This window comes from Streptomyces sp. NPDC054794, assembly GCF_053611585.1.
In genome coordinates this window covers 663-16645 of record NZ_JBSHAQ010000016.1, presented here as the reverse complement: position 1 = coordinate 16645, position 15983 = coordinate 663, and the positions used below count along the sequence as shown (strand labels likewise).

Below are 15983 nucleotides of genomic sequence, written 5' to 3'. Positions count from 1 at the left end.
AAGTCGTGGGACGCAGCACAGCACAGGTCCCGCAGTCAGCGCAGTACTACGAATTGGCCGAGTGGCTCCGCTCCCTACGCCGACGGTCCGGACTGACCTACCGGCGCATGTCGCAACTGATACAGGAGGACCGGATCTCCGAACCGGGGTGTTCGGCCGTCACCCTGCTCCGCGCCGACCGGGGCACCTTCCTGCCGCGCCGGCAGGTCGTGGAGGCGTACGCGCAGGTCTGCGGGGCGACCCGGCGCGAGGCACGTGTGCAGTGGGAGCGCGCGGCGCAGCAGGCCGAGCCCTCAGCGGCCGGCGCCTGCCAGGCGCCGGCGGTGTCCCCTTCCGGCCGCAGGCTGGAATTCGTCTATCACCCGGCTCATCTCCTGGAGGCCATGCACCGGGTGCGCCGCGCGGCCGGCCAGCCGTCCTTGCGGGAATTACAGAAGCGGGCCCGCGATCTGGGCACGGGCCCGCTCCCCCGTAGCACGTTGGCCGACGTCCTGGCGGGTCTTCGCATGCCCTCGGAGGATCTCCTGATCGCCTACGTTCGCGCCTGCGGAGAGCAAGGACACCTGCTCACCCTCTGGCGGCACGCATGGGCCCGCGCCCAGGACTCCGATATGACGTGAGCCACCCCTGCGGGGCACCCGGTCATTTATTTCCCGGAAATGACAAGGACCCCGCCGAGGGAGCGGTAATTCAGCCACTCCGAAAAACCCGGTTGACCACCCGGAGAATTTCGGAAATGGCAGCGTCGCACGTTACGGGATTTCCGGGGCCGTGGCCACGCACCAGCCGAAGGGGGGCAGGGACACGGTTCCGGACACGGCGTCGACCTCGCCGTCCCCCGCGCCCCGCGTCCAGGGCGCGGCGGGGACCGACCCCGCCCCGGACGCCGCACCGTAGTTGAGCCCGACGGCGACGGCCGCGCCGCTCTCGGGGTCGGCGAGGGTGTAGGTGAACACGGCGTTGCCGAGGGTGTGGACGTGTGTGTGGGCCCGCACCAGCCAGGGGTTGCGCCGACGCAGGCCCACCAGCGTCTGATGGAGCCGTTCCACGGGCAGCTGGTCCGGGCCCAGGCCCGTGGGGTCGGCGGGGAACGCGGGCCGGATGGCGTCGTCCCCGCCCTCGCGCTCCTCCTTGACGCCCTGCCAGGCGCGTTCGTCCCCCGCGTACACGGACGGGATCCCCCCGACGGTGAACAGCACGGCGAGGGCGTGCGGCAGGTGCCGGGGGTCGCGCAGCCGACTGGCGATCCGCGTGACGTCGTGGTTGCCGACGAACGTCTGCGGTACGAAGGTCTCCAGCAGCGCGTTGTGGCGCTTGAGCGCCCAGGCCAGCTCGTGCGGGTTGGTGTCGTTGAGCGAGCTCCAGATCGCCTTCCACAGTTCGTACTGCGTGACGGAGTCCAGGCCGCCCTCCGTGACGTACGCCGCGTAGTCGCCGTGGATGACCTCCCCGCTGAACCACGCCTGCGGATGGCGGGCCCGGACCCGGTCGGTGACGGTGCGCCAGAACGGCCGCGGCACGGTGTACGCGGCATCCAGCCGCCAGCCGGCCACGCCCCGGTCGAGCCAGTGACCGAGGACATCGACCACGTGGTCGGCAACGGCGGGATGGGCGTGGTTGAGGGCGACCAGGTGACGGTGGCCCTCGAAGGTGCGGAAGTCGTCGCCCTCGGGGACGAACCAGTCCGCGTACGGCGAGGCGGCGCCGGACCGCGCCACGTCGGCGAACGGGCCGAAGGACCGGCCCACATGGTTGAAGACACCGTCCAGCAGGACCCGCACCCCGCGGGCGGCGGCCCGCTCGATCAGGTCGGTCAGGTCGTCCTCGGTGCCCAGGCGGGGGTCGATCCGGAAGTGGTCGACGGTGTCGTAGCCGTGTGTCTCGGCGGCGAACACCGGGCCGAGGGCGAGGCCGTTGCAGCCGAGGCGGACCAGGTGGTCCAGCCACTCGGCCAGGGCCGGCAGCCGGTGGCGCGGCGGTTCGCCCGGCGGGAGCGCGGTGCGCTCGGCGCCGAGGAAGCCCAGCGGATAGACGTGCCACCAGATGGCGTGGTCGGACCAGGGCACGGAAGCCTCCGTCAACGGGTTCGGGGCGGATGGCCGGGGGGACCGGCCGTCGAGTCGGCGAGCTGGTTCATCAGGCGGGCGGCCAGCAGGAGCACCTGCTGTTCGGTCTCGGTCAGGTCGTCGAGGGCCTGGTCGAGCCAGGCGTCGCGCTGTGCCATGTCGTGTGCGAGGGCCTTGCGGCCTTCCTCGGTCAGCTCCAGCACCCGCTGCCGTCCGTCCTGGCTGTCGCGGGTACGGCTGATCAGGCCGTCGCTCTCCAGTTCGGCGAAGACCCTGGTCAGGGACTGCGGCTGCTGGTGGTCGGCGGCGGCCAGGGCACCCGCCGCCATGGGTCCGCCTCGCCGCAGGTGCCCGAGCACACTGCTCTTGGTGAGGCTGAGCCCGTCGGCGGGACGCTCCGCCCGCAGCCGGCGGGCGAGCCGGACGACGCCCTGCCGGATCTCGGCGGACACCCGGGCGTCCCGGGCCTCCCGGCCCTTGTCGACGCCGTCCTCGTGAGCTGTTCGGTGCCCTGGTCGCTGTACCACCACCTTGTTAAGGTAACACTGACTAAATCCCGACGTGCTGTCCCCGGAAAGTCCTTAACGCCAGATTCACACCGGCGGTGATCCTACGTAATGCTTACTTTTTCGTTGGCGCTGCGCCGAGCCCTGCGCTTCGACCCGGGCCTGCTTCACCTGCGGGCGACGGCGGTGTCCATGGGAACCGTGCTCGGCACGTACGGCTGGGCGCTCTTCGTCGAGCACGCGGCCGGGCTGCGGGTCGACAGCGTCGTGCAGGCCGTCGTGGTCGCCTCGGCGTTCGGCCGGGTGCAGCGCGCCTTCGACCGCACCGACCGGCTGCTGGCCTGCGCGGTGCTGCCGTGCGCCGCGGCCGGCGGTACGGAGCTGAGCACGCTCGTCCAGCAGCACCCGAACGCGGGCGACGCGGTGTTCGTGCTGGGCGTGGCCGGAGCGATCTGGATCCGCCGGTTCGGGACGCGCTCCACGCGGGCGGGGACGCTCGTCGTGCTGCCCCTGATCGCCGTGCTGGTGGTGCCGTCCGGGATCGCGCCCACGACCGGCCACGAGCGCACCGCGTGGGCGGCGGTGATCGCCCTGTTCGCGGTCGTCTGGGGCACCGCCCTGACCTGGGCGGCACAGCGGACGAGGTTCGTGCCCGCGCCCCCGGCCGCCTGGGTGGTGAAGGCGACGCCCCCGACGCGCGGCGGACTGCCCGCCAGCACCCGGATGGCGTTGCAGATGGCCGCCGCGCTGACGACGGCGTTCGTGGTCGGCCGCAACGTCTGGCCCGACCACTGGGCCTGGGTGGTCCTCACGGCGTACCTGGTCTGCAGCGGTGCGCGCAGCCGCGGGGACGTCCTGGTGAAGGGGGCCTGGCGGACGGCCGGCGCCGCGGCCGGCACGCTGGTGGCGAGTGCCGTCTCGGGATCCTTCGGGCCGCGCTCGGACACCGCCGTGGTCGTGATCTTCGCGGTGCTCGCCGTGGCGACCTGGCTGCGGGAGCTGAGCTACGCGTACTGGGCCGCCTGCGTCACCGCCGTACTGTCGCTGCTCTACGACTGGTTCGGGCAGAGCCCGGGCAACCTCCTCGACACCCGGCTGGCGGGCATCGCCGTCGGCGCCGTCATCGGTCTCGCCGCGTCCTGGCTCGTCCTGCCGATCCGTACGGCCGCCGTGGCACGCGCCCGTACCGCCGCCGCGCTGGCCGCACTCGGCGAACTGCTGGAGGCCGACTGGCACGACGTAAGCGCCGTACGGCGGGCGCGGGCCCGCTTCGGCCACCGTGTCGACCAGCTGGCTCTCGCCACCGCGCCCCTGCGCGTCCTGGCCGCCCTGCCCGCGCCCCGCCGCCCGGAGGACGACGCGCTGCGCGCCATGGCGGCGCTGCAGGGCTGCGCCGGACCGCTCGACGAGCTGACCGGCGTCCTCGCGGCGGCACCGGCCGAACCGGCCGACGACCCGGCCGTGACCCGCCGCCGCGCGCACGTCGCGGCCCACGCGCTGGCCGTACGCCGCGCCATCGGCCGCCGCCCGCAGCCTCCGGAGACGCCGGGGCGGGCTACGACCGCCGGGACGCCCTCAGCCGTCCCGGGAGCGGCCGCACAGGCCGCCCTCGACGCCCTGGCCGCGCTCGACAGCCGACTCGACACGCTGACGCGGCTGTTCGCCCCGCCGTCCACCGCGTCGGCGCCGGACTCGACGACCGCCGCCACGCGCTGAACCGGTGAAGGACCGCGCGCCGTCGGCTATCCGTCGGCCCGGGCCGTTGCCAGCAGTTCCTCCGCGTGGGCCCGCGCCGTCTCCGAGTCCTCCTGGCCGGCCAGCATCCGCGACAACTCGCGGACCCGCTCCTCGCCTTCGAGGACCTTCACGCCGGAGCGGGTGACCGACCCGTCGTTGGTCTTCTCGACGAGCAGCTGCCGGTCGGCGAAGGCGGCGACCTGGGGAAGGTGGGTGACCACGACGACCTGCGCGGTCTTCGCGAGCCGCGCCAGGCGCCGCCCGATCTCCACCGCGGCCTTGCCGCCGACACCGGCGTCGACCTCGTCGAAGAGGTACGTCGGCACCGGGTCCGTACCCGCGAACACGACCTCCACGGCCAGCATCACGCGCGAGAGCTCACCGCCGGACGCGCCCTTGGCGATGGGCCGCGGCGGCGCTCCCGGGTGCGGGGCGAGCAGCAGCTCCACCTCGTCGACGCCCGAGGGGCCGTACGCGACCGTCCGCCCGCCGACCTCGACGCCCTCCGGGTCCTCGGTCTGCCGGAGGTCGAAGGACACGCGCGCGTGCGGCATCGCGAGCGAGGCCAGCTCGGCGGTCACCGCCGCGGCGAACCGCTCGGCGGCCTCCGTCCGCGCGTCGCTCAACGCCTGCGCGAGGCTGCCCAGTTCGGTGCGCAGCGCGTCCCGCTCGGCGGTCAGCTCGCCGATCCGCTCGTCGTCGCCGTCCAGGTCGGTCAGCCGGGCGGCCCCCTGCTCGGCCCAGGCCAGTACGGCGTTGATGTCGTCGCCGTACTTGCGGGTGAGCGCGGTCAGCGCGGCCCGCCGCTCCTCCACCGCCGCCAGCCGCAGCGGATCGGCGTCCAGGTCGTCGGCGTACCCCGCCAGCTCTCCGGCGACGTCGCCCAGCAGGATCCCGATCTCGCCGATGCGGTCGGCCAGCGCGGCCAGCGCCGGATCGTGCGACCGCACGGCCTCCAGCGCCCGGTGGGCGCCCGCCACGAGCGTCGCGGCGTCGATGCCCTCGGGGTCCTCGGGATTGCCCGCGAGCGCCGTGTGCGCGGCCGTGGCGGCGGACGACAGCGCCTCGGCGTGCCCGAGCCGCTCGGCCTCCTCGGTCAGCTCCACGTCCTCACCGGCGCGCGGCTCGACACCCGCGATCTCGTCGAGGCCGTAGCGCAGCATGTCGGCCTCCTGGGCCCGCTCACGCGCGCGCGTGACGATCTCGTCGAGCTCGACCGAGACGGCCCGCAGCCGCCGGTACGCCTCCGCGTACTTGGCGAGCGGCCCGGCCACGGCCGCGCCGGCGTACCGGTCGAGCGCCTGCCGCTGCCGGGTCAGCTTCAGCAGCCCCTGCTGGTCGGTCTGCCCGTGCACGGCCACCAGTTCGTCGGCCAGCTCCGCCAGCATGCCCACGGGCACGCTGCGCCCGCCGAGATGCGCTCGCGAGCGCCCCTCGGCGGAAACGGTCCGGCTGATCAGCAGGGCCCCGTCGTCCAGCTCGGCCCCGGCCTCCTCGGCCCGTACGACGACGGTCGCGTCCGAGGGCATGGTGATCCGCCCCTCCACGACCGCTTTCCCGGACCCGATCCGCACGAGCGCCGGATCCGCGCGCCCGCCCATCAACAGCCCCAGGCTGGTGACCACCATGGTCTTGCCCGCACCCGTCTCACCGGTGACGGCGGTGAATCCCGGTGACAGCTCGACGACGGCATCGTCGATGACTCCGAGCGACCGTATCCGCATCTCCTCCAACACGGACAAGACCATACGAGGTCGGGGGCGGGAAGTGCGACGGCCCCCGCCCCCATAGTGTGAAGGTGCAGGTGACGAATCCGTATCGCCCTACACATGTCACCCAGGGGAGTGCACCGCCGCCGGTCAGTGCGGCGCTCCCCGCCAGCCGGAGACCGGCAGCGCGAACTTGGCCACCAGCCGGTCGGTGAACGACGCGTGATGCAGCCGGGCCAGCCGCACCGGCACGGCTCCCCGCCGCACCTCGACGCGCGCCCCCGGCGGCAGCTCGACGGTCCGCCGCCCGTCGCACCACAGCACACCCGGCGGAATGTGCGGCAGCACCTCGACGGCGAGCACGGACTCCGGCGAGGTGACCAGCGGCTTCGCGAACAGCGCGTGCGCGGAGATCGGCACCATCAGCAGGGCCTCGACCTCGGGCCACACCACCGGTCCGCCCGCGGAGAAGGCGTACGCCGTGGAGCCGGTCGGCGTGGACAGCACGATGCCGTCGCAGCCGAACCCCGTCACCGGCCGTCCGTCGATCTCCAGCACGACCTCGAGGAGCTTCTCGGCGCCCGCCTTCTGCACGGCCGCCTCGTTCAGCGCCCAGTCGGTGTGCACGATGTCGCCGTTGCGGTGCACCACGACGTCGACGGTCATCCGCTCCTCGACCTCGTACGCCTTGCTCACCACCCGGTCGACGACCTTGTCGAGGTCGTCCCGCTCGGCCTCCGCGAGGAACCCGACCCGCCCCAGGTTGACGCCGAGCATCGGCACTCCGGACGCGCGGGCGAACTCGGCACCGCGCAGCAGCGTGCCGTCGCCGCCCAGTACGATCAGCAGTTCGCAGCCGTCGAGGCACTGCGGAGTCGCCTCCTTGACGAGCTCCACCTCGTCCGGCAGCGGAAGATCCTGCGCCTCGTGCTCCAGCACGCGTACCCCGATGCCGGACCGCAACAGCCCCTTGACCACGAGCTCGGCGCTGCGGATCGCCGCGGGTCGCCCGGTGTGGGCGAGCAGGAAAACAGTACGAGCTCGGTTCTGTGTCAACGCGGCCCCTCCGCCACTGCACGGTCAACATCGGCCGGGTCCAGCTCCGGTGCTCCGGCCCGCAGCCACAGAAAGTATTCGACATTTCCCGAGGGTCCGGGGAGAGGACTGGCGGTGACTCCCCTCACCCCGAGTCCGAGTTCCCACGCCTTTTCGGCCACGCCGCGCACGGCCTCCGCCCGCAGCTGCGGACTCCGTACGACTCCCCCGCTCCCCAGCCGTTCCTTCCCCACCTCGAACTGCGGCTTGACCATCATCACCAGGTCGGCGTCCGGCTTCACGCACCGCTTCAGGGCGGGCAGCACCAGCCCGAGCGGGATGAAGGACAGATCACCCACGACAAGATCCACAGGCTCCCCATCGATCGCTTCAAGCGTCAACTCGCGTACGTTCGTACGGTCCTTGACGGTGACGCGTTCATCGTTCTGGAGGGACCAGGCGAGTTGTCCGTATCCGACGTCCACGGCGACCACGTGCGCGGCGCCCGCCCGCAGCAGGACGTCGGTGAATCCGCCGGTGGAGGCGCCGGCGTCCAGCGCGCGCCGGCCCTCGACGACGAGCCCCCGGGGCACGAAGGCCTCCAGCGCGCCGGCGAGCTTGTGGCCGCCTCGGGAGACGTAGTCCGGGTCGCTGCCGTCGGACTGGACCACGATCGCGGCGGCGGTCTCGACCTGCGTGGCCGACTTGGTCGCGACGGTCTTGCCGACGGTGACCCGGCCGGCGGCGATCAGCTGGGCGGCGTGCTCGCGCGAGCGCGCGAGCTTGCGGCGGACCAGCTCCGCGTCGAGACGGCGGCGTGCGACTCCTGCCACGTTCGGTTCAGCTCCTACTGCCATACGTCGAGGGGGGCGCCGGAGGTCCCGGGCGGGCGTCGAGCGCGGTGAGCGCGTCGCGCAGCCCCCGATGTACATCCTCGTACACCTCGACATGTCCGTCGGTGGCGAGGTGGTCGGCGTCGGTCAGCCGCTCCAGCTGCGCGTCGACCTCGGCGTTGCCGGTGGGGGTGCGGGGCACGCCGAGCGGCGCGGGGGCGGCGGGGTCGTGGTCCGGCTCGGCCGGGCTCCCCGGGTCGGCGGGATTCCCCGGTTCGGCGGGGTTCTCCGCTTCCTCCCCGACCATGGCCTCGGACACAGAGTCGCTCATGCCCAGACGCTACCCCGAACCGCTGGGGTACCGTCGACCGCGATGGCCACGATCGAGGAGTGCCGCGCCGCACTCGAAAAGCTCTCCGACAACATGCAGGGTGCCGAGGGCGACGTCCGCGCGGCCGCCGCCCTGGACCGCTCCGTCAGCTGCCACATCACGGACCTGGACGTCACGTTCGTCGGCCGGATGACCGACGGCCGTATCGAGGTCGACGACACCCTCCAGGGACCGCCGCGCGACAAGGCACAGATCCGGCTCGCCATGGCCGGCGACGACCTGGTGGCCCTGGTCGGCGGCGATCTTCACTTCGCCAAGGCCTGGGGTTCGGGCCGGGTGAGACTGGAGGCGAACCTCCTGGACCTGTTCCGGCTCAGGAAGCTTCTGTAGCCGTCACGCGCGCGCGTGCCCGGCGCGCGGCCGGCACCACCAGCGGGGTCCCCGTCTCCGGGTCCTCGATCACCTGGCAGCGCAGCCCGAAGACCTCCTCGACCAGCTCCGCCGTGACGACGTCGTGGGGCGCGCCCTCGGCGATGACCCGGCCGCCGCGCAGGGCGATGAGGTGGGTGGCGTACCGGGCGGCGTGGTTGAGGTCGTGCAGGACCGCGACCAGGGTGCGGCCCTGCCGCTCGTGCAGCTCGGCGCACAGGTCGAGGACGTCGATCTGGTGCTGGATGTCGAGGTAGGTGGTCGGCTCGTCGAGGAGCAGCAGCGGGGTCTGCTGGGCGAGCGCCATCGCGATCCACACGCGCTGCCGCTGCCCGCCGGAGAGTTCGTCGACATAGCGGTCGGCGAGTTCGGCGACCCCGGTCTGTGCCATGGACTCCTGGACGACGCGCTCGTCCTCGGCGGACCACTGGCGCAGGATCCCCTGGTGCGGGTAGCGGCCACGGCCCACCAGGTCACCGACGGTGATCCCGTCGGGCGCGATGGACGACTGCGGCAGCAGCCCCAGGGTGCGCGCGACCTTCTTCGCGGGCATCGACTGGATGGCCTGTCCGTCCAGCAGCACCCGTCCCTGGCTGGGCCTGAGCATCCGTGACAGGGCCCGCAGGAGGGTCGACTTGCCGCAGGCGTTCGGGCCGACGATCACCGTGAAGGAGTTGTCCGGTATCTCCACCGACAGCCCTTCGGCGATGACGCGCTGGTCGTAGGCGAGGGTGACGTTCTCGGCGGACAGGCGGTTCACGGTGCTCCTTGGGGTGTTCTGGGTCGCTGTGCCGCCCGCGTCCGGCCGCACTGAGGGGTTCATATCCGGCCCGCCCTGCGCTCGGTGACGAGGAGCCAGATCAGGTAGACGCCGCCGAGGACGCCGGTGACCACGCCCACGGGCAGCTGGTCGGCGCCGAAGGCGCGCTGCGCGGCCCAGTCGGCGGTGACCAGGAGGGTGGCGCCCATGCAGAGGGAGGGCACCAGGTTCGGGCCCGGGGAGCGGGTCAGGCGGCGGGCGAGCTGCGGGGCGGTGAGCGCCACGAAGCCGACCGGGCCGGCGGCGGCGGTCGCGGCGGCGGTGAGCAGCACGGCCGCGACCATCACCAGCATGCGGACGCGCTCCACCCGCACCCCGAGGGCGTACGAGACGTCGTCGCCCATCTCCATCGTCCGCAGGGCGCGCGCGTTGGCGAGGACGAGCGGTACGAGGACCGCGCACAGTGCGAGCAGCGGCCAGACCTGCTCCCAGTCGCGGCCGTTGAGGGAGCCCGTCATCCACACGACCGCGCGGGCCGCGTCGACGAGGTCGGCCTTGGTGAGCAGATAGCCGTTGACCGCCGTGACGATCGCCGACACGCCGATGCCGACGAGCACCAGCCGGTATCCGTGCACGCCCCGCTTCCAGGCGAGGAGGTAGATGGCGAGTCCGGTCGCCAGGCCGCCGATGAGCGCGCCGACGGTGACCTCGGTGGCGGACCCGGACATCAGCACGATCACGACGAGCGCGCCGGCCGTCGAGCCCTGCGAGAGGCCGAGCACGTCCGGGCTGCCCAGCGGGTTGCGGGAGACGGACTGGAAGAGCGCGCCGCCGAGGCCCAGCGAGGCGCCGACCAGCAGGCCGACCAGGACGCGCGGCAGTCGCAGCTCGTTGACGACGAACTCCTGGTACCGGCTGCCGTCGCCGGCCAGGGTCCTCAGGACGTCGGTGGCCGGGATCGAGGCGTCGCCGGTGCCGATCAGCAGGACGCTCGCGGTGAGCGCGGTGACCAGAAGCAGGACCACGACGGTCAGCGCGCGCACGTCCAGCCGGACGGAGAGGCCGCCGGTGCGCACGGGGCGGGTGGTGCGCGGGGCGGGCGTGAAGCGCGGGGCGCGCGTGGTGGCCCGGTTCGTGCGGTGGGTCTTCACAGCTGCGCCGTCCTCCGCCGTCGTACGAGAAAGATGAAGACCGGGCCGCCGATGATCGCGGTGACGATGCCGACCTGGAGTTCGGCGGGCCGGGCGACGACCCGGCCGATGACGTCGGCGCCGAGCAGCAGCACGGGGGACAGCACCGTCGCGTAGGGCAGGATCCAGCGCAGGTCGGGGCCGGTGAAGGAGCGCACCGCGTGCGGGACCATCAGGCCCACGAACACGATGGGGCCGCAGGCGGCGGTCGCGGCGCCGCACAGCACCGTGGCGGCGAGCATGGCCAGCGCCCGGGCGCGGCCCAGGTGGGCGCCGAGGGCGCGGGCGGTGTCGTCGCCCATCGCCACGGCGTTCAGCGGCCGGGCCAGCAGCAGCGCGAGGGCCGTGCCCGCCACGAGGAACGGCAGCACCTGCGTGATGGTCGAGTCGGTCGCCGAGGACAGCGATCCGACCGTCCAGAAGCGCATCTTGCCCAGTGCCGCGTCGTCCATGATCATCACGGCCTGGAGGTATCCGTACAGGGCGGCGCTGATCGCCGTACCGGCGAGGGCGAGCCGTACGGGTGTGGCGCCCCGGCTGCCGCCGAGGAACCAGACCAGCGCCCCGACGGCCGCCGCGCCGACGAACGCGAACCACACATAGCCGCTCAGGCTGGTGACGCCGAAGTAGGTGATGGCCGTGACGACGGCGGCTGACGCGCCCGCGTTGATGCCGAGCAGGCCGGGGTCGGCCAGCGGATTGCGGGTGAGCGCCTGGAGCACCGCCCCGGAGAGGCCGAGCGCGGCGCCGGCGAGCAGGCCGAGGACGGTGCGTGACAGCCGCTCGTCGACAACGACGTCGCCATAGGTCCCGGTGTCGTGGAACAGGCCGTGCCAGACCTGCTCCAACGACAGCTCTTTCGCCCCGATCGCGATGCTCGCCAGAGCGACGAGCACCAGGATCGCTACGGCGACGACGAGCCCAACGGCCCGTATCGCCCGGCGACTTGGGGGCGCGGGTGCGGTCTCCGCGCGCTGTTCGGGAGGACTGTCGACCAACACGAGGTTAGGTTAGCCTACCCTCGCAATGGCCAACCAGGAGCCGTGGGCCGACGCGGAGTCAGAGGCCGAGCCGGGCCAGCGCCTTCTCACCGTCCAGCGTGCAGGAGCCGTCCCCGGCCGCCGTCCAGGCCGCCGCGCACAGCGCCCGCAGTCCGTCCAGCGCCTCGCCGTCGCCGTCCAGCGACAACCTCCCCCACGCTCGGCTTCGCTCGCGCGGGGGGACCCCCATCGCGCCCGCCGTCGCCGTCCAGCCGCCGCACTGGTAGCCGTCGCCCTTCCGGGTGATCTCCGGCTGGCCGGTGAGCAGGCCGCGCAGGTCGGCGTCGACATACGTCGGCCGGTGGTGCGGCGGCGCGGCCAGCAACTGGGCGCCGTCGGTGACACCGGTCAGCACCAGCAGCGAGTCGACGTCCCCGTTGAACGCCCCCTCGATGTCCGTGTCCAGCCGGTCCCCGACCACCAGCGGCCGCTCCGCGCCCGTGCGCAGGATCGTCTCCCGGTGCATCGGCGGCAGCGGCTTGCCCGCCACCTGCGGCTCCGCGCCCGTGGCGATGCGGACGACCTCCACCGCCGCGCCGTTGCCCGGCGCGATCCCACGGCCGCTCGGAATCGTCAGGTCGGTGTTGGAGGCGAACCACGGCACCCCGCGCGCGATGGCGTAGGACGCCTCCGCGAAACGGCCCCACTGCAGCTCCGGCCCGCCGTACCCCTGCACCACCGCCGCCGGATCGTCGTCCGCCGACTCCACCGGCTCCAGGCCGCGCTCGCGCAGCGCCACCCGCAGCCCCTCGCCGCCGATCACCAGCACCCGCGACCCGGCCGGCACCTGCTCGCTGATCAGCCGCGCGACCGCCTGCGCCGAGGTGATGACGTCACCGGCCCCTGTCGGTATCCCCAGCTCGCTCAGGTGCGCGGCCACCGCGTCCGGGGTGCGCAGCGCGTTGTTCGTGACGTACGCCAGATGCATCCCGTCCTCACGGGCCACCTCCAGCGACTCGACCGCGTGCGCGATCGCGTTCCCGCCCGCGTACACCACCCCGTCCAGATCGAGCAGCGCCGTGTCGTACGCCTCGCTCAGGGGCCGCCCACTGCCCTCGGGACTCGTCCTGACGCCCTGGCTCATTCCACATCGCTCCTCGTCCGAATCGCTTTCCCCGATCATCCCGCACGCCACTGACACACGTACGATGCCGGGATGAACACTGCAGGTCACTCGGAAGCAACGGCGCGCCGAGGCCTGGAACTCACCCCGTTCCGAGGCCTTCGCTACGACCCCGAACGGGTCGGCAGCCTGGCCGCCGTCACCTCACCTCCGTACGACGTCGTCGTGCGCCCCGACGGCCTGCACCACCTCCAGTCGGCCGACCCCCACAACATCGTTCGGCTGATCCTTCCGCAGGCCGGCACGCCCAGCGCCGGAAACGAACAGGCGGCCGACACCCTGCGCCGCTGGCTGGCCGAGGGCGTCCTGGCCACCGACCCCGAACCGGGCCTGTACATCTACGAGCAGAGCGACGGCGACGGCATGCTGCAACGCGGCATCATCGGCGCCCTGCGCGTCTCGGAACCCGCCGAGGGCGTGGTCCTGCCCCACGAGGACGTCATGCCGCCGGTCGTCGCGGACCGCGCGGCCCTGATGCGGGCCACCTCCGCGAACCTGGAGCCCCTGCTCCTGACCTACCGCGGCAACGGCGTCACGGCCGAGGTGATCGAGCGCACCGCCGAGCGGCCCCCGCTCCTCGCCACCACCACGGAGGACGGCTACCGGCACCGCCTGTGGTCGCTCACCGACCCCACCGACGTCGACCTGGTCCAGTCGGACATGGCCCACCGCCAGGCCCTGATCGCCGACGGACACCACCGCTGGGCCACGTATCTGCGTCTACGCGCGGAGCATCCCTCCCCCAGCCCCTGGGACTACGGCCTGGTCCTGCTGGTGGACACGATCCGCTACCCGCTGCGCGTGCGCGCCATCCACCGCCTCCTGCACGGCCTGCCGGTCGCCGACGCGCTGTCCCCCCTGGACGGGCTGTTCCGCGTACAGCGCCTCGAAGCGCCGCTCTCCGAAGCCCTGGAGGCCCTGGCGAACGCCGCCTGCGCGGGCAACGCCTTCCTGCTGGCCGGCGACGGCGCCTTCCACCTGATCGACCGCCCGGACCCGGACCTCTTGGCCCGTACGGTCCCCGCCGACCGCCCCGCCGCCTGGCGCACCCTGGACGCGACGGTCCTGCACGCCGCGCTCCTGGAGCACGTCTGGCACATCCCCGAGGACTCTCCCGCGCACATCGCCTACATCCACGACACGGCGGCCACGGTCGCCAAGGCGGAACGCACGGGCAGCACGGCGGTCCTGATGCATCCGGTCCGCGAGGAGGTCGTACGCGACCTGGCCCGCCAGGGCGTCACGATGCCCCGCAAGTCGACGTCGTTCGGCCCGAAGCCGGCGTCGGGGCTGGTGCTGCGGGCGCTGGACCTCTGATACGACGAGGGCGGGATCCCGGAAACAGGATCCCGCCCTCGCTCATCGACGGACGTCAGTCCTTGTCATCGTCCTTGTCGTCGTCCTTGTCGTCGTCCTTGTCGTCGTCCTTGTCGTCGTCCTTGTCGTCGCCGTTGCCGTTGTCGCTGTCGTCGCCGTTGTCGTCGTCCTCGGTGGAGACGTCCTCGGCGTCCTGAGCGTCCTGGGACTCGCCCTCGCCGGCGTCCTCGTCCTCGTCCAGGGCGTCGACGAACTCCACACCGTCCAGCTCGGCCAGCCGGTCGGAGGCGTCCGTGCTGCCGTCCCGGTCGGCCTCCACGGCCTTCGCGAACCAGTCCCGCGCCTCGCCCTCGCGGCCCGCGGCGAGCAGCGCGTCGGCGTACGCGTACCGCAGGCGCGCGGTCCACGGCTGCACGGAGTTGGAGGCCAGCTCGGGGCTCTGGAGCGTCACGATCGCCGCGTCCAACTGCCCCATGTCACGCCGGGCACCGGCCGCGACGAGCCGCATCTCGACCTGACCGGCCTTGTCCAGCTTGTGCACGTCCGGGGCGCCGGCCATGTCGAGCGCCTTCTCGGGGCGCCCGAGCCCACGCTCGCAGTCGGCCATCACGGGCCACAGGTCGACGTTGCCGGTCATCCGCCGCGCGGCCCGGAACTCGGCGAGCGCCTCGCTGTACTTCTGGTTCGCGTACGCCGCGAACCCGGCCGCCTCGCGTACGGCGGCGACGCGCGACGCCAGACGCAGGGCCACCCTGGAGTAGCCGTACGCGCCCTCGGGGTCCTCGTCGATGAGCCGGGCGACCATCACCAGGTTCTTGGCGACGTCCTCCGCGAGCGTCTTCGGCAGGCTCTGGAGCTCCTGCCGTACGTCCTTGTCGACCTCGTCGCCCGTGACGTCCGGGGGGATCGGCAGCCGCTTGATCGGCTCCCGGTCGCGCTCCCGCTCCCGCTCCTCACGGAAGCGGCCACCACCACGCCGGTCGTCCCGTCCACGGTCGTCGCGCCCACGGTAGCCACCGCCGGGACGGCCTCCACGGTCGTCGCGGCGGGGGCCACCACGGTCACCACGGTCACCGCGGTCGTCGCGGCGGAAGCCACCACGGTCGTCGCGGCGCTCGTAACCGCCGCGGTCGTCGCGACGGCCGTAGCCACCGCGGTCGCCACCACGGCTGTCGTCGCGGCGGTCATCCCGGCGGAAGCCGCCACGGTCTCCGCGATCGCCACGATCGCCACGGTCGCCGCGGTCGTCGCGGCGGAAGGACGGACGGTCTCCGCGGTCTCCGCGGTCGTCGCGCCGGAAGCCACGGTCGCGGTCGTCGCGACGCGGACCACGATCGCGGTCGTCGCGCTGGAAGGAGGGGCGGGAGCCGCGGTCGCCTTCACGGCGGTCGTCACGGCGGTCGTCACGGCGGTCATCGCGACGCTCGTAACCGCCGCGGTCGTCGCGACGGCCGTGGCCACCGCGGTCGCCACCACGGCTGTCGTCACGACGGTCATCCCGGCGGAAGCCACCACGGTCTCCGCCACGGTCACCGCGGTCGTCGCGACGGCCGTAACCACCGCGGTCGCCACCGCGATCGCCGCCACGGTCGTCCCGACGGCCGTAGCCGGCACGGTCGTCGTCGCGCCGGAAGGAGGGACGGTCGCCGCGGTCGTCGCGGCGGAAGGACGGACGGTCTCCGCGGTCTCCGCGGTCGTCGCGCCGGAAGCCACGGTCGCGGTCGTCGCGCTGGAAGGAGGGGCGGGAGCCGCGGTCGCCTTCACGGCGGTCGTCACGGCGGTCATCGCGGCGGTCATCGCGACGCTCGTAACCACCGCGGTCGTCGCGACGGCCGTAGCCACCGCGGTCGCCACCACGGCTGTCGTCACGACGGTCATCCCGGCGGCAGACACCACGGACACAGCCA

At 73.1% G+C, this 15983-nt stretch carries 15 protein-coding genes; 4 read left to right on the top strand and 11 right to left on the bottom strand.

All coding sequences use genetic code 11. The features are described from left to right. Positions 1-5 precede the first annotated feature (5 nt). Entirely contained in the window at positions 6-620 is a 615-nt protein-coding gene (locus ACWGKT_RS18555) for a helix-turn-helix domain-containing protein (RefSeq protein ID WP_453274503.1), read from the top strand. 132 nt (positions 621-752) lie between these two features. Here ACWGKT_RS18555 and ACWGKT_RS18550 read toward each other — a convergent pair whose 3' ends face one another. Then, positions 753-2066, bottom strand: a complete 1314-nt coding sequence (locus ACWGKT_RS18550) for an alpha-amylase family protein (protein WP_453274502.1) — start codon at positions 2064-2066, stop codon at positions 753-755. 11 nt (positions 2067-2077) lie between these two features. Beyond that, positions 2078-2596, bottom strand: a complete 519-nt coding sequence (locus ACWGKT_RS18545) for a MarR family winged helix-turn-helix transcriptional regulator (RefSeq protein ID WP_453274501.1) — start codon at positions 2594-2596, stop codon at positions 2078-2080. Positions 2597-2698: 102 nt separating this feature from the next. Between ACWGKT_RS18545 and ACWGKT_RS18540 the strand changes: the two genes are divergently transcribed. Further along, a complete protein-coding gene (locus ACWGKT_RS18540) occupies positions 2699-4288 on the top strand; it encodes an FUSC family protein (RefSeq protein ID WP_453274500.1) in 1590 nt (529 codons plus the stop codon). A 26-nt stretch (positions 4289-4314) separates the two neighbouring features. On the opposite strand, the gene recN is transcribed toward ACWGKT_RS18540, so the two are convergent. The 4 genes from recN to ACWGKT_RS18520 form a co-directional block, all read right to left on the bottom strand. Then, positions 4315-6057, bottom strand: a complete 1743-nt coding sequence (gene recN, locus ACWGKT_RS18535) for a DNA repair protein RecN (protein WP_453274499.1) — start codon at positions 6055-6057, stop codon at positions 4315-4317. A 111-nt stretch (positions 6058-6168) separates the two neighbouring features. Next, positions 6169-7074 carry an NAD kinase gene (locus ACWGKT_RS18530; RefSeq protein WP_235459833.1) on the bottom strand — a complete coding sequence of 302 codons (906 nt, stop codon included), beginning with the start codon at positions 7072-7074 and terminating at the stop codon, positions 6169-6171. After that, positions 7071-7886 carry a TlyA family RNA methyltransferase gene (locus ACWGKT_RS18525; RefSeq protein ID WP_235459834.1) on the bottom strand — a complete coding sequence of 272 codons (816 nt, stop codon included), beginning with the start codon at positions 7884-7886 and terminating at the stop codon, positions 7071-7073. Before ACWGKT_RS18525 ends, ACWGKT_RS18530 begins: the two co-directional genes overlap by 4 nt. 7 nt (positions 7887-7893) lie before the next feature. Further along, a complete protein-coding gene (locus ACWGKT_RS18520) occupies positions 7894-8217 on the bottom strand; it encodes a hypothetical protein (RefSeq protein WP_356157069.1) in 324 nt (107 codons plus the stop codon). Positions 8218-8259: 42 nt separating this feature from the next. On the opposite strand from ACWGKT_RS18520, the gene ACWGKT_RS18515 reads away from it, so the two are divergent. Beyond that, positions 8260-8607 carry a sterol-binding protein gene (locus tag ACWGKT_RS18515; protein ID WP_235459836.1) on the top strand — a complete coding sequence of 116 codons (348 nt, stop codon included), beginning with the start codon at positions 8260-8262 and terminating at the stop codon, positions 8605-8607. Here the strand turns inward: ACWGKT_RS18515 and ACWGKT_RS18510 are convergent. From ACWGKT_RS18510 to ACWGKT_RS18495, 4 genes are read right to left on the bottom strand one after another with little or no spacing between them, the layout of a single operon-like run. After that, entirely contained in the window at positions 8591-9406 is an 816-nt protein-coding gene (locus tag ACWGKT_RS18510; protein WP_235459837.1) for an ABC transporter ATP-binding protein, read from the bottom strand. The genes ACWGKT_RS18515 and ACWGKT_RS18510 overlap by 17 nt on opposite strands. Before the next feature lie 59 nt (positions 9407-9465). Further along, positions 9466-10557 (bottom strand): FecCD family ABC transporter permease, encoded by a 1092-nt coding sequence (locus tag ACWGKT_RS18505; RefSeq protein ID WP_453274498.1) that lies wholly within the window; start codon positions 10555-10557, stop codon positions 9466-9468. Then, positions 10554-11597, bottom strand: a complete 1044-nt coding sequence (locus ACWGKT_RS18500) for a FecCD family ABC transporter permease (RefSeq protein ID WP_453274497.1) — start codon at positions 11595-11597, stop codon at positions 10554-10556. Before ACWGKT_RS18500 ends, ACWGKT_RS18505 begins: the two co-directional genes overlap by 4 nt. Before the next feature lie 58 nt (positions 11598-11655). After that, positions 11656-12720 carry an HAD hydrolase-like protein gene (locus tag ACWGKT_RS18495; RefSeq protein WP_356157076.1) on the bottom strand — a complete coding sequence of 355 codons (1065 nt, stop codon included), beginning with the start codon at positions 12718-12720 and terminating at the stop codon, positions 11656-11658. Between the two features lie 72 nt (positions 12721-12792). Between ACWGKT_RS18495 and ACWGKT_RS18490 the strand changes: the two genes are divergently transcribed. Next, positions 12793-14076: a DUF1015 domain-containing protein gene (locus ACWGKT_RS18490; RefSeq protein ID WP_453274496.1), complete on the top strand. Its 1284-nt coding sequence runs from the start codon at positions 12793-12795 to the stop codon at positions 14074-14076. A gap of 55 nt (positions 14077-14131) precedes the next feature. On the opposite strand, the gene ACWGKT_RS18485 is transcribed toward ACWGKT_RS18490, so the two are convergent. After that, positions 14132-14989, bottom strand: coding sequence for a hypothetical protein (locus tag ACWGKT_RS18485; protein WP_453274612.1), 858 nt, complete (start codon positions 14987-14989; stop codon positions 14132-14134). Positions 14990-15983 lie beyond the last annotated feature (994 nt).